Annotated in this window: 17 protein-coding genes; 4 read left to right on the forward strand and 13 right to left on the reverse strand. The window is 67.7% G+C overall.

Annotation, left to right across the window (positions count from 1 at the left end; genetic code table 11):
* Position 1: 1 nt before the first annotated feature.
* From nuoK to G582_RS0101365, 11 genes are read right to left on the reverse strand one after another with little or no spacing between them, the layout of a single operon-like run.
* Positions 2–313, reverse strand: a complete 312-nt coding sequence (gene nuoK, locus G582_RS0101315) for an NADH-quinone oxidoreductase subunit NuoK (RefSeq protein ID WP_028838294.1) — start codon at positions 311–313, stop codon at positions 2–4.
* 8 nt (positions 314–321) lie between these two features.
* Complete coding sequence (locus G582_RS0101320) at positions 322–993, reverse strand: NADH-quinone oxidoreductase subunit J (protein ID WP_083960888.1); 672 nt, start codon at positions 991–993, stop codon at positions 322–324.
* Positions 977–1,468 carry an NADH-quinone oxidoreductase subunit NuoI gene (gene nuoI, locus G582_RS0101325; protein WP_028838296.1) on the reverse strand — a complete coding sequence of 164 codons (492 nt, stop codon included), beginning with the start codon at positions 1,466–1,468 and terminating at the stop codon, positions 977–979. The genes G582_RS0101320 and nuoI overlap by 17 nt, the downstream gene beginning before the upstream one ends.
* Entirely contained in the window at positions 1,465–2,583 is a 1,119-nt protein-coding gene (nuoH, locus tag G582_RS0101330) for an NADH-quinone oxidoreductase subunit NuoH (RefSeq protein WP_038052374.1), read from the reverse strand. Before nuoH ends, nuoI begins: the two co-directional genes overlap by 4 nt.
* The gene (gene nuoG / locus G582_RS0101335) at positions 2,580–4,829 is read right to left on the reverse strand and encodes an NADH-quinone oxidoreductase subunit NuoG (protein WP_028838298.1); all 2,250 of its coding nucleotides are present in this window, start codon (positions 4,827–4,829) and stop codon (positions 2,580–2,582) included. Before nuoG ends, nuoH begins: the two co-directional genes overlap by 4 nt.
* Entirely contained in the window at positions 4,826–6,193 is a 1,368-nt protein-coding gene (nuoF, locus tag G582_RS0101340; protein WP_028838299.1) for an NADH-quinone oxidoreductase subunit NuoF, read from the reverse strand. Before nuoF ends, nuoG begins: the two co-directional genes overlap by 4 nt.
* On the reverse strand, positions 6,193–6,720 hold the full coding sequence (nuoE, locus tag G582_RS0101345) for an NADH-quinone oxidoreductase subunit NuoE (protein ID WP_028838300.1): 528 nt from the start codon (positions 6,718–6,720) through the stop codon (positions 6,193–6,195). The genes nuoF and nuoE overlap by 1 nt, the downstream gene beginning before the upstream one ends.
* Positions 6,717–8,027 (reverse strand): NADH-quinone oxidoreductase subunit D, encoded by a 1,311-nt coding sequence (locus G582_RS0101350; RefSeq protein WP_028838301.1) that lies wholly within the window; start codon positions 8,025–8,027, stop codon positions 6,717–6,719. Before G582_RS0101350 ends, nuoE begins: the two co-directional genes overlap by 4 nt.
* Positions 8,024–8,779 carry an NADH-quinone oxidoreductase subunit C gene (locus tag G582_RS0101355; protein ID WP_028838302.1) on the reverse strand — a complete coding sequence of 252 codons (756 nt, stop codon included), beginning with the start codon at positions 8,777–8,779 and terminating at the stop codon, positions 8,024–8,026. The genes G582_RS0101350 and G582_RS0101355 overlap by 4 nt, the downstream gene beginning before the upstream one ends.
* Positions 8,776–9,366, reverse strand: a complete 591-nt coding sequence (locus G582_RS14980) for a NuoB/complex I 20 kDa subunit family protein (RefSeq protein WP_051246416.1) — start codon at positions 9,364–9,366, stop codon at positions 8,776–8,778. Before G582_RS14980 ends, G582_RS0101355 begins: the two co-directional genes overlap by 4 nt.
* The gene (locus tag G582_RS0101365; RefSeq protein WP_028838303.1) at positions 9,363–9,719 is read right to left on the reverse strand and encodes an NADH-quinone oxidoreductase subunit A; all 357 of its coding nucleotides are present in this window, start codon (positions 9,717–9,719) and stop codon (positions 9,363–9,365) included. Before G582_RS0101365 ends, G582_RS14980 begins: the two co-directional genes overlap by 4 nt.
* A gap of 334 nt (positions 9,720–10,053) precedes the next feature.
* On the opposite strand from G582_RS0101365, the gene G582_RS14985 reads away from it, so the two are divergent.
* The 3 genes from G582_RS14985 (at position 10,054) to G582_RS0101380 (ending at position 13,917) form a co-directional block, all read left to right on the forward strand.
* Positions 10,054–11,865, forward strand: coding sequence for a DEAD/DEAH box helicase (locus tag G582_RS14985; RefSeq protein ID WP_038052377.1), 1,812 nt, complete (start codon positions 10,054–10,056; stop codon positions 11,863–11,865).
* Positions 11,866–11,974: 109 nt separating this feature from the next.
* The gene (locus G582_RS14990; protein ID WP_051246419.1) at positions 11,975–12,730 is read left to right on the forward strand and encodes a type 1 glutamine amidotransferase; all 756 of its coding nucleotides are present in this window, start codon (positions 11,975–11,977) and stop codon (positions 12,728–12,730) included.
* The gene (locus G582_RS0101380) at positions 12,721–13,917 is read left to right on the forward strand and encodes a BaiN/RdsA family NAD(P)/FAD-dependent oxidoreductase (protein ID WP_028838304.1); all 1,197 of its coding nucleotides are present in this window, start codon (positions 12,721–12,723) and stop codon (positions 13,915–13,917) included. Before G582_RS14990 ends, G582_RS0101380 begins: the two co-directional genes overlap by 10 nt.
* Before the next feature lie 22 nt (positions 13,918–13,939).
* Here the strand turns inward: G582_RS0101380 and G582_RS17765 are convergent, their stop codons facing one another.
* Together G582_RS17765 and G582_RS0101390 are read right to left on the reverse strand one after the other, a co-directional pair.
* Positions 13,940–14,098: a DUF4175 domain-containing protein gene (locus G582_RS17765; protein WP_138348588.1), complete on the reverse strand. Its 159-nt coding sequence runs from the start codon at positions 14,096–14,098 to the stop codon at positions 13,940–13,942.
* Complete coding sequence (locus tag G582_RS0101390) at positions 14,095–14,847, reverse strand: sulfurtransferase (protein WP_028838305.1); 753 nt, start codon at positions 14,845–14,847, stop codon at positions 14,095–14,097. Before G582_RS0101390 ends, G582_RS17765 begins: the two co-directional genes overlap by 4 nt.
* A 69-nt stretch (positions 14,848–14,916) precedes the next feature.
* On the opposite strand from G582_RS0101390, the gene G582_RS0101395 reads away from it, so the two are divergent.
* Positions 14,917–16,164 carry a TIGR03862 family flavoprotein gene (locus G582_RS0101395; protein ID WP_028838306.1) on the forward strand — a complete coding sequence of 416 codons (1,248 nt, stop codon included), beginning with the start codon at positions 14,917–14,919 and terminating at the stop codon, positions 16,162–16,164.
* Positions 16,165–16,172 lie beyond the last annotated feature (8 nt).

The raw sequence follows: 16,172 nt of genomic DNA on the forward strand, positions 1-16,172 counted from the left end.
GTCAGCCCTTCAACGTATCGATGTCCGCCACGTCGATGCTGCGGCGGTTGCGGAACAGGGTCACCAGGATCGCCAGGCCGATCGCGGCCTCGGCGGCGGCAACGGTGAGGATGAAGAACACGAACACCTGCCCGGCGGCATCGCCCAGCGAACGCGAGAAGGCGACGAAGTTGATGTTCACCGAGAGCAGCATCAGCTCCAGCGAGATCAGCAGCATGATCACGTTCTTGCGGTTCAGGAAGATGCCGGCGACGCTGATGCAGAAGATCACCGCGCCCAGCGTCAGGTAGTGGCCCAGGGTCAGGGCGGACATCAGGTTGCTCATTGCGCGCCCTCCTCCGGCTTGGCATGCGCGGCCGGCACTTCCGCCTGCATCTTCACCATCCGCACCCGGTCGGCGACGCGCACGCGCACCTGCTCGGACGGGTTCTGGTGGCGGGCGCCGGGGCGCCTGCGCAGGGTCAGCATCACCGCCGCCACGACCGCCACGGTCAGGATCACCGCCGCCACTTCGAACGGCAGCATGAACTCGGTGAACAGCGCGCGCGCCAGCCAGGTGGTGTTGGGCACGTCCACGGCCACCGCGGCGTTGTCCGCCAGCGGCGCCTCGGCGGCGCTGCGCACACCGATCAGGGCCAGCATCTGCACCAGCATCACCACCGCCACCACCAGCCCGACCGGCAGGTAGCGGACATAGCCCTGCCGGGCCGGTGCCTTGTCCATGTCCAGCATCATCACCACGAACAGGAACAGCACCATCACGGCGCCGACGTACACCAGCACCAGCGCGATGCCGAGGAACTCGGCCCCGCCGATGATCCAGGTGCAGGCCACCGAGAAGAAGGTCAGCACCAGCCACAGCACGGCGTGGACCGGGTTGCGCGCGGTGATCGCAGCCAGCGCTGCGGCCGCGGCGACAGCCGCGAAACCGAGGAAGGCAAGGGTTTGCAGATCGAAGTCCATGCTCGGGTCGGCCTCAACGGTACGGGGCATCGGCGCCGCGGCGCTCGGCGATCTCCGCCTCCAGGCGGTCGCCGATGGCCAGCAGCTTCGGCTTGGTCAGGATGTTCTGGCCGCGCTGGTCGAAGTGGTACTCGTGCACATGCGTCTCGACGATGGAGTCGGTGGGGCAGGACTCCTCGCAGAAACCGCAGAAAATGCACTTGAACAGGTCGATCTCGTAGCGGGTGGTACGGCGGGTGCCATCGTCCTCGCGCGGGCCGGCCTCGATGGTGATCGCCAGCGCCGGACACACCGCCTCGCACAGCTTGCAGGCGATGCAACGTTCCTCACCGTTGGCGTAGCGACGCAGCGCATGCACGCCACGGAAGCGCGGCGACTGCGGGGTCTTTTCCATCGGGTACATCAGCGTGTACTTGGGACGGAACAGGTATTTCAGGGTCAGCCACATGCCGCTGACCAGTTCCAGCAGCAGCAGGCTCTTGAAATAGGAAACCACCTTGCTCATGCCGCCGCTCCCATCATGCCGTCGCCGATCACGCCGAAGTACACCAGCAGCGCGGCCACGAAGATCCAGGCGATGGTGATCGGGATGAACACCTTCCAACCCAGCCGCATGATCTGGTCATAGCGGTAGCGCGGGAACGTGGCGCGGAACCAGATGAAGCAGCTGGCGAAGAAGAACACCTTGAGCATCAGCCACGGCCAGCCGCCCTGCCAGATCCAGTTGACCAGCCAATGCACGTTGCCGAGGTCGAGCCAGCCGCCGATCGGGCTCAGCCAGCCGCCAAGGAAGAAGAGCGAGGTCAGGAAGCTGATCAGGATCATGTTCGCGTATTCGGCCAGGAAGAACAGCGCGAACTGCGAGCCGGAATACTCCACCATGTGGCCGGCGACGATTTCCGATTCGCCTTCCACCACGTCGAACGGCGAGCGGTTGGTTTCGGCCACGCCGGAGACGAAATACACCACGAACAGCGGCGCCAGCGGGATCCAGAACCAGCCCAGGAAGCCCTTGCCGGCCTGCGCCATCACGATGTCGGACAGATTCAGGCTGCCGGCCGCGATCAGCACGCCGACAAGCGAGAAGCCCATCGCGATCTCGTAGCTGATCATCTGCGCGGAGGCGCGCATGGCGCCGAGGAAGGCGTACTTCGAGTTCGAGGCCCAGCCGGCGATGATCACGCCGTAGATGCCCAGCGAAGTCATCGCCAGCAGGTACAGCAGGCCGACATTGGCGTTGGACAGCACCATCTGCGCATCGAACGGCACGATCGCCCACGCCGCGCAGGCCGGCACCAATGCCAGCAGCGGCGCCAGCCGGTACAGCACCGGATGCGCCACGGTGGGCTGCACGACTTCCTTGAACAGCAGCTTGAACACGTCGGCGAACGCCTGCAGCACGCCCCAGCCCACGTACATGGGCCCGTGGCGGACGTGCATCCAGCCAATCAGCTTGCGCTCCCACACCACGTAGAAGGCGACCGCGATGATCACCGGCATCAGGATGACGAGGATCTTCAGCACGATCCACACCAGCATGCCGACGGTGCCGAAGGACAGCAGCAGCTCGCGCAGGGGATCGATGGCGTGTTGCATCAGGGGATTGCTGGCGATGTTCATGCGCGCGCGACCTCCAGCTTGGCGGCGGCCAGCAGCGGCGCGGTGGCGCCGTAACCGGATTCCACCCACACGCTGCCGGGCGCGACGCGCGGATCGATCGCCACCTGGAGCGTTGCCGTGCCGGCGGCGGTGGCGCACTTGGCCATGACACCTTCGGCCAACCCCAACGCGGAGGCATCGGCCGGGTTCAGCGCGGCACGCGGGCCGCCGGTGAGCGGATGCGCCTGCAGTGCGTCGCAGCGGCGGATCACCGCGTCGACGCGGTAGATCGCGGCCGAGGCCGCCACTTCCAGGCCATTGCCGACCCTCGACGCGGGCGCGCCCTTGGCCACCTGCACCGCCTTCGGCGCCAGCCCGGCACGCAGGCCGGCCAGATCGGTGAACTCGAAGCCCGGCAACGCCAGATCGCCACCCAGCGCACGCAGCACGCGCCAGCCGGAATGCGCCAGCCCGGGCAGCTTGCCGGCGGCGACCGCTTGCTGCTGAATGCCATCGAGGTTGGTCAGGGTGGCGTCGATTTCCGGCAGCGCGCCGATCGGCAGGATCACGTCGGCGACGGCGCGGGTGGACTGGCAGGCGAACTGGCTGAACGCCACCACCTGCGCGCCACCCAGGGCCTTCAGCGCCAGCTGCTGGTCGGCGAAGTCCAGGCCCGGCTCGATGCCGTAGATCACATAGGCCTTGCGCGGCTCGCGCAGCATGGCCTGCGCGTCGCGCGCGGCCGGCAGCACGCCGAGGCGGGACAGCCCCAGCGCATTCGCGCCCTGCGGGATGCGGCACAGCCTGGCGTTCTTGGCCGCGGCGAAGTCGGCGGCGGCCTTGCGGATGGCGGCGGCATGCGGGCCGTTCTCGGCCACGCCGCCCACGATCACCGCGATGTTGCCGGCATCGCCGACATCCACGCCGGCCAGCGCCGCGGCCAGCTGCGACGGCGGCACGATGGCCTTGGACGCGATGCTGAAGGTGAAATCGAAATCCACCGGGTTGACCACATGGATCTTCGCGCCCTTCTTGAAGGCCTTGCGGATGCGCTGGTGCAGCAGCGGCACTTCATGGCGGACGTTGGAGCCGACGATGACGATGGCGTCGGCCGATTCGATCTCCGCCACCGGCATGCCGAACGCTTCCGCGGCGGTGCCGTCGGACAAGTCGAGCTGACCGATGCGGTGGTCGATGTTGCCGCTGCCCAGCCCCGATGCCAGGCGCGCCAGCAGCGCGCCCTCCTCGTTCGAGGTGGCCGGATGGGCGAGCACGCCAAGCGCGTCGCCGGCGTTGTCGCGCAGTATCTGCGAGGCCAGCGCCAGCGCTTCTTCCCAGCTGGCTTCGCGGAAGCCTTCGCGACTATCCCCTTCACCGACCCGGATCAGCGGCACGCCGGCGCGGTCGGCGGCGGACAGGCCTTCATGCGCGTAGCGGTCGCGGTCGGACAGCCAGCACTCGTTCACCGCCTCGTTGTCGCGCGGCACGCTGCGCAGCAGGTCGCCGCGGCGGACGTGGTGGAACAGGTTGCTGCCGAGCGCGTCGTGGTAGCCCAGCGACGGCCGCGCGGTCAGCTCCCACGGGCGCGCCTTGAAGCGGAACACCTTGTTGGTCAGCGCGCCCACCGGGCAGACGTCGATGACGTTGCCGGACAGCTCGGTGGTCAGCGGCTTGCCGTCGTAGGTGCCGATCTGCAGGTTCTCGCCGCGGTACATGCCGCCTAGCTCGTAGGTGCCGGCGATTTCCGCGGTCACCCGGATGCAGCGCGTGCAGTGGATGCAGCGGGTCATCTCGCTGGCGACCAGTGGGCCCAGGTCTTCGTCCGCCACCGCACGCTTGCGCTCGACGAAGCGATTGACCGAGCGGCCGTAGCCCAGCGACAGATCCTGCAACTCGCATTCGCCGCCCTGGTCGCAGACCGGGCAGTCCAGCGGGTGGTTGATCAGCAGGAACTCCATCACGTTGCGCTGCGCCTTCAGCGCCTTGTCGTTGCGCGTGAAGACCTTCATGCCGTCCATCACCGGCGTGGCGCAGGCCGGCGACGGCTTCGGCGCGGCGCGGCCGCCGACTTCGGTATCCACCAGGCACATGCGGCAGTTGGCGGCGATCGGCAGCTTCTCGTGGTAGCAGAAACGCGGGATCGGGACGCCGGCCTTGTCGGCGGCCTGGATGATCATCGAGCCCTTGGGCGCGGCCATCTCGACGCCGTCGATGAAGACGGTGACGTGGTCCGGCGGCAGGTTCGGATTGACGGGTTGTGCGCTCACGCAACCACCTTCTCGGCCTTGACCAGCGTGCCTGCGCGTTCGTCGTCGACGTAGAAGCGCTTGTTCACGATGGCGTATTCGAATTCGTGCCAGAAATGACGCAGGAAGCCCTGCACCGGCCACGCCGCAGCCTCGCCGAAGGCGCAGATGGTGTGGCCCTCGATCTGCCCGGCGGCGGCGCGCAACATGTGCAGGTCGTCCATCGTGGCGTCGAGGTTGGCGATGCGGGTCAGCATCCGGTGCATCCAGCCGGTGCCTTCGCGGCACGGGGTGCACTGGCCGCAGCTCTCGGCCTTGTAGAACTGGCTGATGCGCTGGCAGGCACGGACCATGCAGGTGGTCTCGTCCATCACCACCACCGCGCCAGAACCCAGGCCGGAGCCGGCCTTCTGGATCGCGTCGTAGTCCATGGTCAGCTGCATCATCGTCTCGCCCGGCAGCACCGGCATCGACGAACCGCCCGGGATCACCGCCTTGATGCGGTGGCCGTTGCGGATGCCGCCGCACATCTCCAGCAGCTCGGCGAACGGGGTGCCCAGGCGGATTTCGTGGTTGCCCGGATTGGCCACGTGGCCGGAGACCGAGAAGATCTTGCAGCCGCCGTTGTTGGGCTTGCCCAGCGCCATGAACCATTCGGGGCCGTTGCGCACGATCGCCGGCACCGAGGCGTAGGTCTCGGTGTTGTTGATGGTGGTCGGCTTGCCGTAGAGGCCGAAGTTGGCCGGGAACGGCGGCTTGTAGCGCGGCTGGCCCTTCTTGCCTTCCAGCGACTCCATCAGCGCGGTTTCTTCGCCGCAGATGTAGGCGCCCGCGCCCAGCGCGTTGTGGATGTCGATATCGATGCCGCTGCCGAGGATGTCCTTGCCCAGCCAGCCGTGCTTGTAGGCTTCCGCCAGCGCCTCTTCGATGTGCTCGAAGGGCTCGTGGTGGAACTCGCCGCGCATGTAGTTGTAGGCGACCTTGGTATTGGTCGCGTAGCAGGCGATGGCCAGGCCTTCCAGCACCGAATGCGGGTTGTAGCGCAGGATGTCGCGGTCCTTGCAGGTGCCTGGCTCGGATTCGTCCGAGTTGCACAGGATGTACTTCTCGCCATCGTGCTTGGGCATGAAGCTCCACTTCAGCCCGGTCGGGAAGCCCGCGCCACCGCGGCCACGCAGGCCGGACGCCTTGACCATCTCGATGATGTCGGCCGGCGGGATCTTCTCGGTCAGCACCTTGCGCAGCGCCTGGTAGCCACCGGTCTTGAGGTAGTTTTCGTACGACCACGGCTTGTCGAAATGCAGCGTGGTGTAGACGGCCTGGTGTTCCTTCGGCGCCGGGCCGACCGGGCCGTAACCTTCCGAATAGTGCGAATGTCCGCCCATCACTTCAGCCCGTCCAGCAGCTCGTCCACCTGCGCGAGGTCGAGCTTCTCGTGGTAATGCCCGTTGATGACCACCACCGGCGCGCCGCAGCAGGCGGCCACGCACTCTTCCTCGCGCTTGAGGTAGACGCGGCCGTCGGCGGAGGATTCGCCCAGCTTGCAGCCCAGCTTCTGCTCGGCATGCGCAACCAGCGCCTCGGCGCCGTTGAGCCAGCAGCTGATGTTGGTGCAGAACGCCACGTTGTTGCGCGCGACCGGCTTGGTCTCGAACATCGAATAGAAGGTGGCGACCTCGTAGGCCCACACCGGCGGCAGGTCCAGGTACTTCGCCACCGCGGCGATCAGCTCGTCGGTCAGCCAGCCGCCGTTCTGTTCCTGCGCGCCGAACAGGCCCTGCAGCACGGCGGAGCGCTTGCGCTCCGGCGGGAACTTGGTCAACCAGTGGTCGATATGCGCGCGCGTCGCGTCCGACAGTGCCACCATCGGATCGACGTTGCGGCAGGCTTCGAAATTGCCCGTCGCTTTCATCGGTCAACCTCACCAAACACGATGTCATAGGTGCCGATCATCGCCACCACGTCGGACAGCATGTGCCCCTTCGTGATTTCGTCCATCGACGAGAGATGGGCAAAGCCCGGCGCTCGCAGGTGTACGCGGAACGGCTTGTTGGCGCCGTCGCTGACCAGATAGCAGCCGAACTCGCCCTTGGGCGCTTCGACCGCGGCGTAAGTTTCGCCGGCCGGCACGCAATAGCCTTCGGTGAACAGCTTGAAGTGGTGGATCAGCGCTTCCATGCTCTGCTTCATGTCCGTGCGCGACGGCGGCGCCACCTTGTAGTTGTCCAGCATCACCGGGCCGGGGTTGGCCCGCAGCCAGGCAACGCACTGGGCGATGATCCGGTTGGACTGGCGCATTTCGGCCATCCGCACCAGGTAGCGGTCGTAGCAGTCTCCGTTCACGCCCACCGGGATGTCGAAATCCACTTCCGCGTACTTGGCGTAGGGCTGCTTCTTGCGCAGGTCCCACTCGATGCCGGAGCCGCGTAGCATCGCGCCGCTCATGCCCCAGGCCTTAGCCTGTTCCGGGCTGACCACGCCGATGTCGACGGTGCGCTGCTTCCAGATGCGGTTGTCGGTGAGCAGCGTTTCGTATTCGTCCATCCGCGCCGGGAAGTCGCGGGTGAACTGCTCGAGGAAGTCCAGCAGCGAGCCTTCACGCCACTCGTTGAAGCGCTTGAGCTTCGCGCCCTTGCGCCACGGCGACTCCTTGTACTTCGGCATCCTGTCCGGCAGGTCGCGGTAGACGCCGCCGGGACGGTAGTACGCCGCGTGCATGCGTGCGCCGGAGACCGCCTCGTAGCAGTCCATCAGCTCCTCGCGCTCGCGGAAGGCGTACAGGAACACCGCCATCGCGCCGAGGTCGAGCCCGTTCGACCCCAGCCACATCAGGTGGTTGAGGATGCGGGTGATCTCGTCGAACATCGTGCGGATCCACTGCGCGCGTTCCGGCGCCTCGATCCCCATCAGGTTCTCGATGGCGCGCACGTAGGCGTGTTCGTTGCACATCATCGACACGTAATCCAGCCGATCCATGTACGGGATCGACTGGTTGAACGGCTTGGACTCGGCCAGCTTCTCGGTGCCGCGATGCAGCAGGCCGACGTGCGGGTCGCAACGACGCACGATTTCGCCATCCATCTCCAGGATCAGGCGCAGTACACCGTGCGCGGCCGGATGCTGGGGGCCGAAGTTCAGCGTGTAGTTGCGGATTTCCTGCGCCGCCTCCGCCGGGTTGCTGGCGAAAGTGTCGCTGCCGGGATGCAGGACGGCGCTCATCGGCGGGCCTCACGCTGCAGGATGCGGTTGTCGCGCTCGGCCTCGGCGGTCGCGAAGCGGGCGTCGTCGCGGATCACGCGGGCCACACCCACGCGCGGCTCCACGCTGGTGACGGGCTCATACACCACGCGCTTCTTCTCCTCGTCGTAGCGCACTTCAACGTTGCCGATCAGCGGGAAGTCCTTGCGGAACGGATGTCCCACGAAACCGTAGTCGGTCAGGATCCTGCGCAGGTCGGGATGGCCGTCGAACACCACGCCGAACAGGTCGAACGCCTCGCGCTCGAACCAGTTGGCGCCTGGCCACAGGCCGGTCACCGAGGCGACCACTGGCACACCGTCGTCCGGCGCGAAGACGCGCACGCGCACGCGCAGGTTGCGGGCGATCGAGAGCAGGTGCAGCACCACGCCGAAGCGGCGCTCGCCGCGCTCATCGGCGGCCGCGGTGGTGCCGGCTTCGTGGCTGGGCGTCTCGCCCCAGTTGAAACGACCCGGGCCCTGCCCTTCCACGCCGCGGCTGAAGCCTTCCGAGGACACGCCCACGGTGTCCCACTCGTCGCTGCCGTAGCCGAGGTAGTCGATGCCGCAAAGATCGATGAACGTCTCGAAGCCGAACTCGTCGCGCAACGCCTTGCAGGCGGCGTGGTAGTCGGCCGCAGCCACCTCGAGGGTGACCTCGCCACGCGGCAGCGCAACCTGCACGGCGGTCGCACCGAAACGCACGGCCAGCTGTTCGGACAGTTGCATGCTCATGCGCGCGCGCCCTCGGGCTTGGGCGTCCGCGAGTACGGGTTCTGTTCCATCCGGCGGATTTTCTTCTGCAGCTGCAGGATGCCGTACACCAGCGCCTCGGCGGTCGGCGGGCAACCCGGCACGTACACGTCGACCGGCACCACGCGGTCGCAGCCGCGGACCACCGAATAGGAGTAATGGTAGTAGCCGCCGCCGTTGGCGCAGCTGCCCATCGAGATCACCCATTTCGGGTCGGGCATCTGGTCGTAGACCTTGCGCAGCGCCGGGGCCATCTTGTTGACCAGGGTGCCGGCGACGATCATCACGTCGGACTGGCGCGGCGACGGGCGGAACACCACGCCGTAGCGGTCCATGTCCAGGCGCGCCGCGCCGGCCTGCATCATCTCGACCGCGCAGCATGCCAGGCCGAAGGTCACCGGCCACATCGAGCCGGTGCGCGCCCAGTTCCACAGCGCGTCCAGGCTGGTGGTGACGTAGCCGTTCTGCAGCAGCGGGTTGTCGCCTTCCGGACGCAGGATGTCATCCAGCCGCCCTTCCGGCAGCGGATTGCTGGCGGCTTCCAGTACTGATCGGACGATATTGCTCATTCCCACTCCAGCGCGCCGCGCTTCCACACGTACACGAAGCCGATCACCAGCAGCGTGAGGAACACGCCCATCTCGATCAGGCCGAACACCCCCAGCTCGCGGAACACCACGGCCCAGGGGAAGACGAAGGCGATTTCCAGGTCGAACACGATGAACAGGATCGCGACCAGGTAGTAGCGCACGTCGAACGGCATGCGCGCGTTCTCGAAGGCGCCAAAGCCGCACTCGTAGGGCGAGAGCTTTTCGCTCGACGGCCGCTTGGGGCCGAGGACGTTGCCGACGATGATCAGGGCGATGCCGATCCCGGTGGCAACGATCAAAAACAGCAGGATGGGCAGGTATTGGGACAGCACGCTTGCCTCTTCTCGTTGTTCATGGGTTTGCAGCCACGACGGCAGCTCACCAACAGCCGCGCATTCTACCCGCCGGGGCATGACCGCGGCCAGACCTTCACTGCGGAAATACACGCGAAATGCCAACGATTTTGCATTCGGATGCACGGCCGCGGCACTTGCCAAGAATCGTTCGCATCCCGATCAGGACAAATGACCCGGATCGAATTCGGCACGACCCATCCGCGCATTTGCGGCGCAGGCCCGGCGATCGCGCGGATTGGAGCCCGAACTCACCATGTGACGCGTACAATGCGTGCCCCCTTTCCCTTCGGCGATCCCGCCCCAAGGCACCATGAGCGCCGATAACGCGACCCCGTTGTTCACCGACCTCGGCCTGCCCGAGACCCTGCTGGCCGCTTTGCGCGATGTCGGCTACGAGTCACCCTCGCCGATCCAGGCCGCGACCATCCCGCCCCTGCTGCAAGGCCGCGACGTGCTGGGCCAGGCCCAGACCGGCACCGGCAAGACCGCCGCGTTCGCCCTGCCGGCGTTGTCGCGGCTGGACGTCGCGGCCGGCAAGCCGCAGGTGCTGGTGCTGGCCCCGACCCGCGAGTTGGCCATTCAGGTCGCCGAGGCGTTCCAGACCTACGCCAAGCACATCCCCGGCTTCCAGATCCTGCCGATCTACGGTGGCCAGGGCTACGGACCGCAGCTGCACGCGCTCAAGCGCGGCGTGCATGTCGTCGTCGGCACCCCGGGCCGCGTCATCGATCATCTGGATCGCGGCACGCTGGATCTGTCCGAACTGCGGATGCTGGTGCTGGACGAGGCCGATGAAATGCTGCGGATGGGCTTCATCGACGATGTCGAAGCCATCCTCAAGAAGACGCCGGCCAGCCGCCAGGTGGCGCTGTTCTCGGCCACCATGCCGGCGCAGATCAAGCGCATCGCCCAGACCTACCTGAAGGACCCGGTGGAAATCGCCATCAAGGCGCTGACCACCACCGCCGCCAGCATCCGCCAGCGCTACTGGATGGTCAGCGGCGTCAACAAGCTGGACGCGCTGACCCGGATCATGGAGGCCGAGCCGTTCGACGCCATGATCATCTTCGCCCGCACCAAGCTGGGCACCGACGAGCTGGCCGAAAAGCTGGCGGCGCGCGGCTTCCGCGCGGCGGCGATCAATGGCGACGTGGAGCAGAAGACCCGCGAGCGCACCATCGCGCGCCTGAAGGAAGGCCAGATCGACGTGCTGGTGGCCACCGACGTGGCCGCGCGCGGGCTGGACGTGGAGCGCATCAGCCACGTGCTGAACTACGACATCCCCTACGACACCGAGAGCTACGTCCACCGCATCGGCCGCACCGGCCGCGCCGGCCGCAGCGGCGAGGCGATCCTGTTCGTGGCGCCGCGCGAGCGCGGCATGCTGGGGGCGATCGAGCGCGCTACCCGGCAGAAGATCGAACAGATGAACCTGCCCAGCGTGGACGCGGTGAACGAGCGTCGCGTGGCCAAGTTCCTGGACAAGATCGACGGCGCGCTGCAGAGCGACGACCTGTCGCTGTTCCGCGACCTGGTCGAGCGCTACGAGCAGGAAAAGAACGTGCCGGCGGTGGAAATCGCCGCGGCGCTGGCCAAGCTGGTGCAGGGCAAGACGCCGCTGCTGCTGCCCAAGCCGGCGGTGCCGGAGAAACCCTTCACTGCGGGCGATGGCCGCCCGCAGCGGACCGAGCGTCCGGCGCGCGAGCCGCGCGAACGCACCCCGCGCGAGCCGCTGCCGGCCGACGTGGGCATGCGCACCTACCGCATCGAGGTGGGCTACCAGCACGGCGCGCAGCCGGGCCACATCGTCGGTGCGATCGCCAACGAGGCCGACCTGGAATCCCGCTACATCGGCCGCATCGACATCCGCGACGACTACACCCTGGTCGACCTGCCCGACGGCATGCCGTCGGAGCTGCTGGAGCACCTGCAACAGGTGCGCGTGGCTAGCAAGCCGCTGCGGATGAAGCCGGCCAGCGATGCCGATATCGACGCCCCCAAGCGCAAGCGCAGCTTCGGCCCGCCGCGCGATGGCGATCGTCCGGGTGGTCCGCGCAAAACCGGCGGATTCAAGCCCGGCGGACACAAGCCGGGCGGCTTCAAACCGCGCGGGCCGCGCTGAGTAATGCCTTTCCCTCTCCCCATTGCAGGTGGGGAGAGGGAAACCCGCTGCATGTCCGCATGGCAACCGGCGATTGGCCCCTCGCCGCCACTCTTGGCATAGTTTTCCCATGCCCCGCCTTCTTGTCTTCCAGCACGTTGCCGCCGAGCCCCTGGGCACGCTCGACCCGTTGATCCGCCGCCGCGGCCACCGCATCCGCTTCAGGAATTTCGAACGCCATCCGGATGCCCACCTCAATGTCGACCGCTACCGCGGCCTGGTGGTGCTGGGCGGCCCAATGAACGTGGACGAGCAGCCGCAACGCGCGCACCTGCGCAACGAGGCGCGTGCGATCGAGGCGATGCTGAAACAAGGCAAGCCGGTGTTGGGCATCTGCCTCGGCGCGCAGTTGCTGGCGCACGTGTTGGGTGCGCCGGTGCCGCGCAACCGGGTGCCGGAGATCGGCTGGTATCCACTGCACAAGACCGATGCCGGCAATGCCGACCCGGTGCTGGCGCCGCTGGCCGCCACCACACCGGTGTTCCAGTGGCACGGCTGCCGTTTCGACATGCCGCAGGACGCCGTGCATCTGGCGCGCAGTGACGATTGCGAGCAACAGGCGTTCCGTTACGGCGAAAACGCCTACGGCTTCCAGTTCCATCTGGAAATGGACGAGCGCCTGATCGAGCGCTGGCTGAAAAACCCGGCCTACCGCGATGAGCTGGAGGGCGCCAGCTTGGGCCACGGCGCCGAGGCCATCCGCACCCAGACCCGGCTGCATATCGCCGCCATGCAGGCGCAGGCCGACGCGGTATTCAACAACTTCCTCGACCTTGTCGGCCGCCCGCAGCGCCGCCACACCCTGCCCTCGCGCGAATGGGTGTGAGCAGCCACGACGCCATCGTCATCGGTGCCGGCGCCGCCGGCCTGATGTGCGCGCTTGCGGCCGGCCGGCGCGGGCTGCGCGTGCTCGTCATCGACCATGCCAACAAGGTCGGCAAGAAAATCCTGATGTCCGGTGGCGGCCGCTGCAATTTCACCAATACCGGTACCACGCCCGCCAATTACCTCTCCGCCAATCCGCATTTCTGCAAATCGGCGCTGGCCCGCTACACGCCCTGGCATTTCATCGAACTGGTGGAACGGCACCGCATCGCCTACCACGAAAAGGAGCTGGGCCAGCTGTTCTGCGACGAGTCCTCGAAGCAGATCGTGGCGATGCTGCTGGCCGAATGCGCCGATGCCGGGGTCGAGATCCGCACCCATTGCGCCATCGAACGGGTGGAACACAGCGATGCCGGCCGCTTCCGCCTGCATGCCGCGCAGGGCCGCTTCGAGGCAGCTTCGCTGGTGGTGGCCAGCGGCGGCCTGTCGATCCCCAGCATGGGCGCAACCGGCTTCGGCTACACATTGGCCAAGCAGTTCGGACACGCAGTGCTGCCGACCCGCGCCGGGCTGGTGCCGCTGACCCTGAGCGGCAAGCACGCCGAGCGTTTGCATGACCTGGCCGGGGTGGCGCTGCCGGTGGAAGCCCGCTGCAATGGCGCCAGCTTCCGCAACTTCATGCTGGTCACCCACCGCGGCATCAGCGGCCCGGCGATCCTGCAGATCTCCAACTACTGGCAACCCGGCGACGAACTGCGCCTGGATTTGCTGCCGGGTACCGACATCGATGCGCTGCTGCGCGACTGGCAGCAGTCGCGGCGCGACGCGGAGCTGAAGACGCTGTTGGCGGAGGTGCTGCCCAAGCGCTTCGCCCAGCGGCTGTGCGAGCACTGGTTCAGCAGCAAACCGCTGCGCCAGTACAACCCGCGCGAGCTGGACGGCCTCGCCGCACTGCTGCGCGACTGGCCGCTGGTGGCCAGTGGCAGCGAAGGCTACCGCACCGCCGAGGTGACCATGGGCGGCGTCGACACTGACGGCCTGTCTTCCGCCACGATGATGTCGAAGACGGTGCCGGGGCTGTATTTTGTCGGCGAAGTTGCGGATGTCACCGGCTGGCTGGGCGGCTACAACTTCCAGTGGGCCTGGGCGTCCGGCCACGCCGCGGGACAGGCGCTGGGCGGGCCCTGAAGCGCGACGCTGCTACGCCGAGTCAGATGAAGGGCACCAGCGGCAGCCCCAGATAAGGGTGGACCAGCCACCACAGCCCCACCACCGCTGCCAGCCACAGCAACAGCTTGACCAGCGCGCCGGCAAGCTTCAGCGCCAGCCACACGCCCACCACCACCAGCACGATCGCGATCCAGTTCATGCGGCCGCTCCCGCCGCCATTGGCCGCAGCTGCGGGTCCAGCGCCACCCGATCGTCGAACACGAAGCAGCCGCCCGCATAGCCCATGCCGCCCACCTGCTCGAAATAACCAAGGATGCCGTCGTCCAGCTGCAGCACGTTGTCCATGCCGTCGGCGCGCAGCCACAGCGCGGCTTTTTCGCAGCGGATCCCGCCGGTGCAGAAGCTGACCACGGCGGCATCGCGCAGCGCCTCGCGATGCGGGGCCAGCGCCGTCGGCAGGTCGGTGAAGCGGTCGATCGGCAGGGTCAGCGCACCGTCGAAAGTGCCGTGGGCGACTTCCTCGCGGTTGCGCGTATCCAGCAGCACCAGCCGGCGACCGGCATCATCGCGGCCGCCCTGTGCGATCCAGCGTGCCAGCGTGGCCGGCGCCACCGTCGGCGCGCGCTCGCCGGCCTGCAGCGGCGAGACCGCCTCGCGCCGGAAGGTGATGATTTCCGCCTTGCGCTTCACCTTCAGCCGCGCAAACGGCACCACCTCGCTCCAGCTTTCCTTGGCATGCAGCGCGGCGAAGCGCGGGTCCGTGCGCAGCCAGGCCAGGAAACCTCGCAGCGACGCTTCGGCGCCGGCCAGGAACAGGTTCAGGCCTTCCGGCGTCACCAGCATGGTGCCGCGCAGCGTCGCTGCCTCGGCCTGCGCGTGCAGGCGCGCGGCCAGCGCATCGGCATCGTCGATGGCCACGAACAGATAGGCGGCGATGTTGAGGATCATGCGAAGTCCGGTGGGCGCAAACCATCCATTCTAGTCGCCCACCGGCGGCGGCCGTGGAATCATGTGCGGATGTCCGAGATCCCGCATCCCCGCCGCGTTGCCGTGATCGGCGGCGGCCCCGCCGGCCTGATGGCCGCCGAAGCCGCGCGCGCCGGCGGCGCCGAGGTCCACCTGTTCGAAGCCAAAGGGTCGGTGGGCCGCAAGTTCCTGATCGCCGGCAAGGGCGGATTGAACCTGACCCACGGCGAAGCCCGCCCGGGTTTCGATGTGCGCTATCGCGAACGTGCCGATGCGGTGGGCCGCTGGCTGGATGTTTTCGACGCCGACGCACTGCGCCAATGGGCGCGCGGGCTGGGCGTGGAGACCTATGTCGGCAGCTCCGGGCGGGTATTCCCGCTGGATCGCAAGGCCGCGCCGCTGCTGCGAGCGTGGGTGCGGCGGCTGAAGGAAACCGGCGTGCAGATGCACGTGCAGCATCGCTGGCAGGGCTGGGACGCGTCCGCTGCGTTGCGCTTCGACACGCCGGCCGGCGCGGTCACGTTCGCCGCAGACGCGGTGGTGCTGGCGCTGGGCGGCGGCAGCTGGCCGCAGTTGGGGTCGGACGGCGGTTGGGTGGAGTTGCTGGCCACGCGCGGCATCGATATCGCGCCGCTGGCGCCCGCCAACTGTGGGTTCGACATCGGCTGGAGCGCGCTGCTGGCGGGCAAGTTCGCCGGCGCGCCGCTGAAGCCGGCGGTCGCGCATTGGCAGGACGCCGCCGGCACCGCGCACGCGCTGCAGGGCGAATGCGTGCTCACCGCCACCGGCATCGAAGGCAGCCTGATCTATGCCATCGCCGCCGACCTGCGCACCACCATCGCCCGCGACGGCAGCGCGCTACTGCAGCTGGATCTTGCGCCCGGCCGCGACCCCGAGCGCCTGCACGCCGACCTGTCGAAGCCGCGCAAGGGCCGCAGCCTGGGCGACCACCTGCGTCGGCAGGCGGGGCTGGATGCGGCCAAATGCGCGCTGGTGTTCGAAGTGTTGGACAAGACCACGTTGCAGGACATGGCCACCGTCGCCGCAACAATCAAACGCCTTCCGCTGGTCTTGCTGCGGCCGCGGCCGCTGGCGGAAACGATCTCCACGGCCGGCGGGATAAGACTGGAGTCGCTGGACGACTCGCTGATGCTGCGCGAGCGGCCCGGCCTCTTCTGCGCGGGGGAAATGCTGGACTGGGAAGCGCCGACCGGTGGCTATCTGCTGACCGCCTGCTTCGCCAGCGGGCTGGTGGCCGGCCGCGGCGCCGCGGCGTGGCTGGCGCGCCGGGCGGGCTGAGCCGGAAC

Source organism: Thermomonas fusca DSM 15424 (assembly GCF_000423885.1).
Classification (GTDB): Bacteria; Pseudomonadota; Gammaproteobacteria; order Xanthomonadales; family Xanthomonadaceae; genus Thermomonas; species Thermomonas fusca.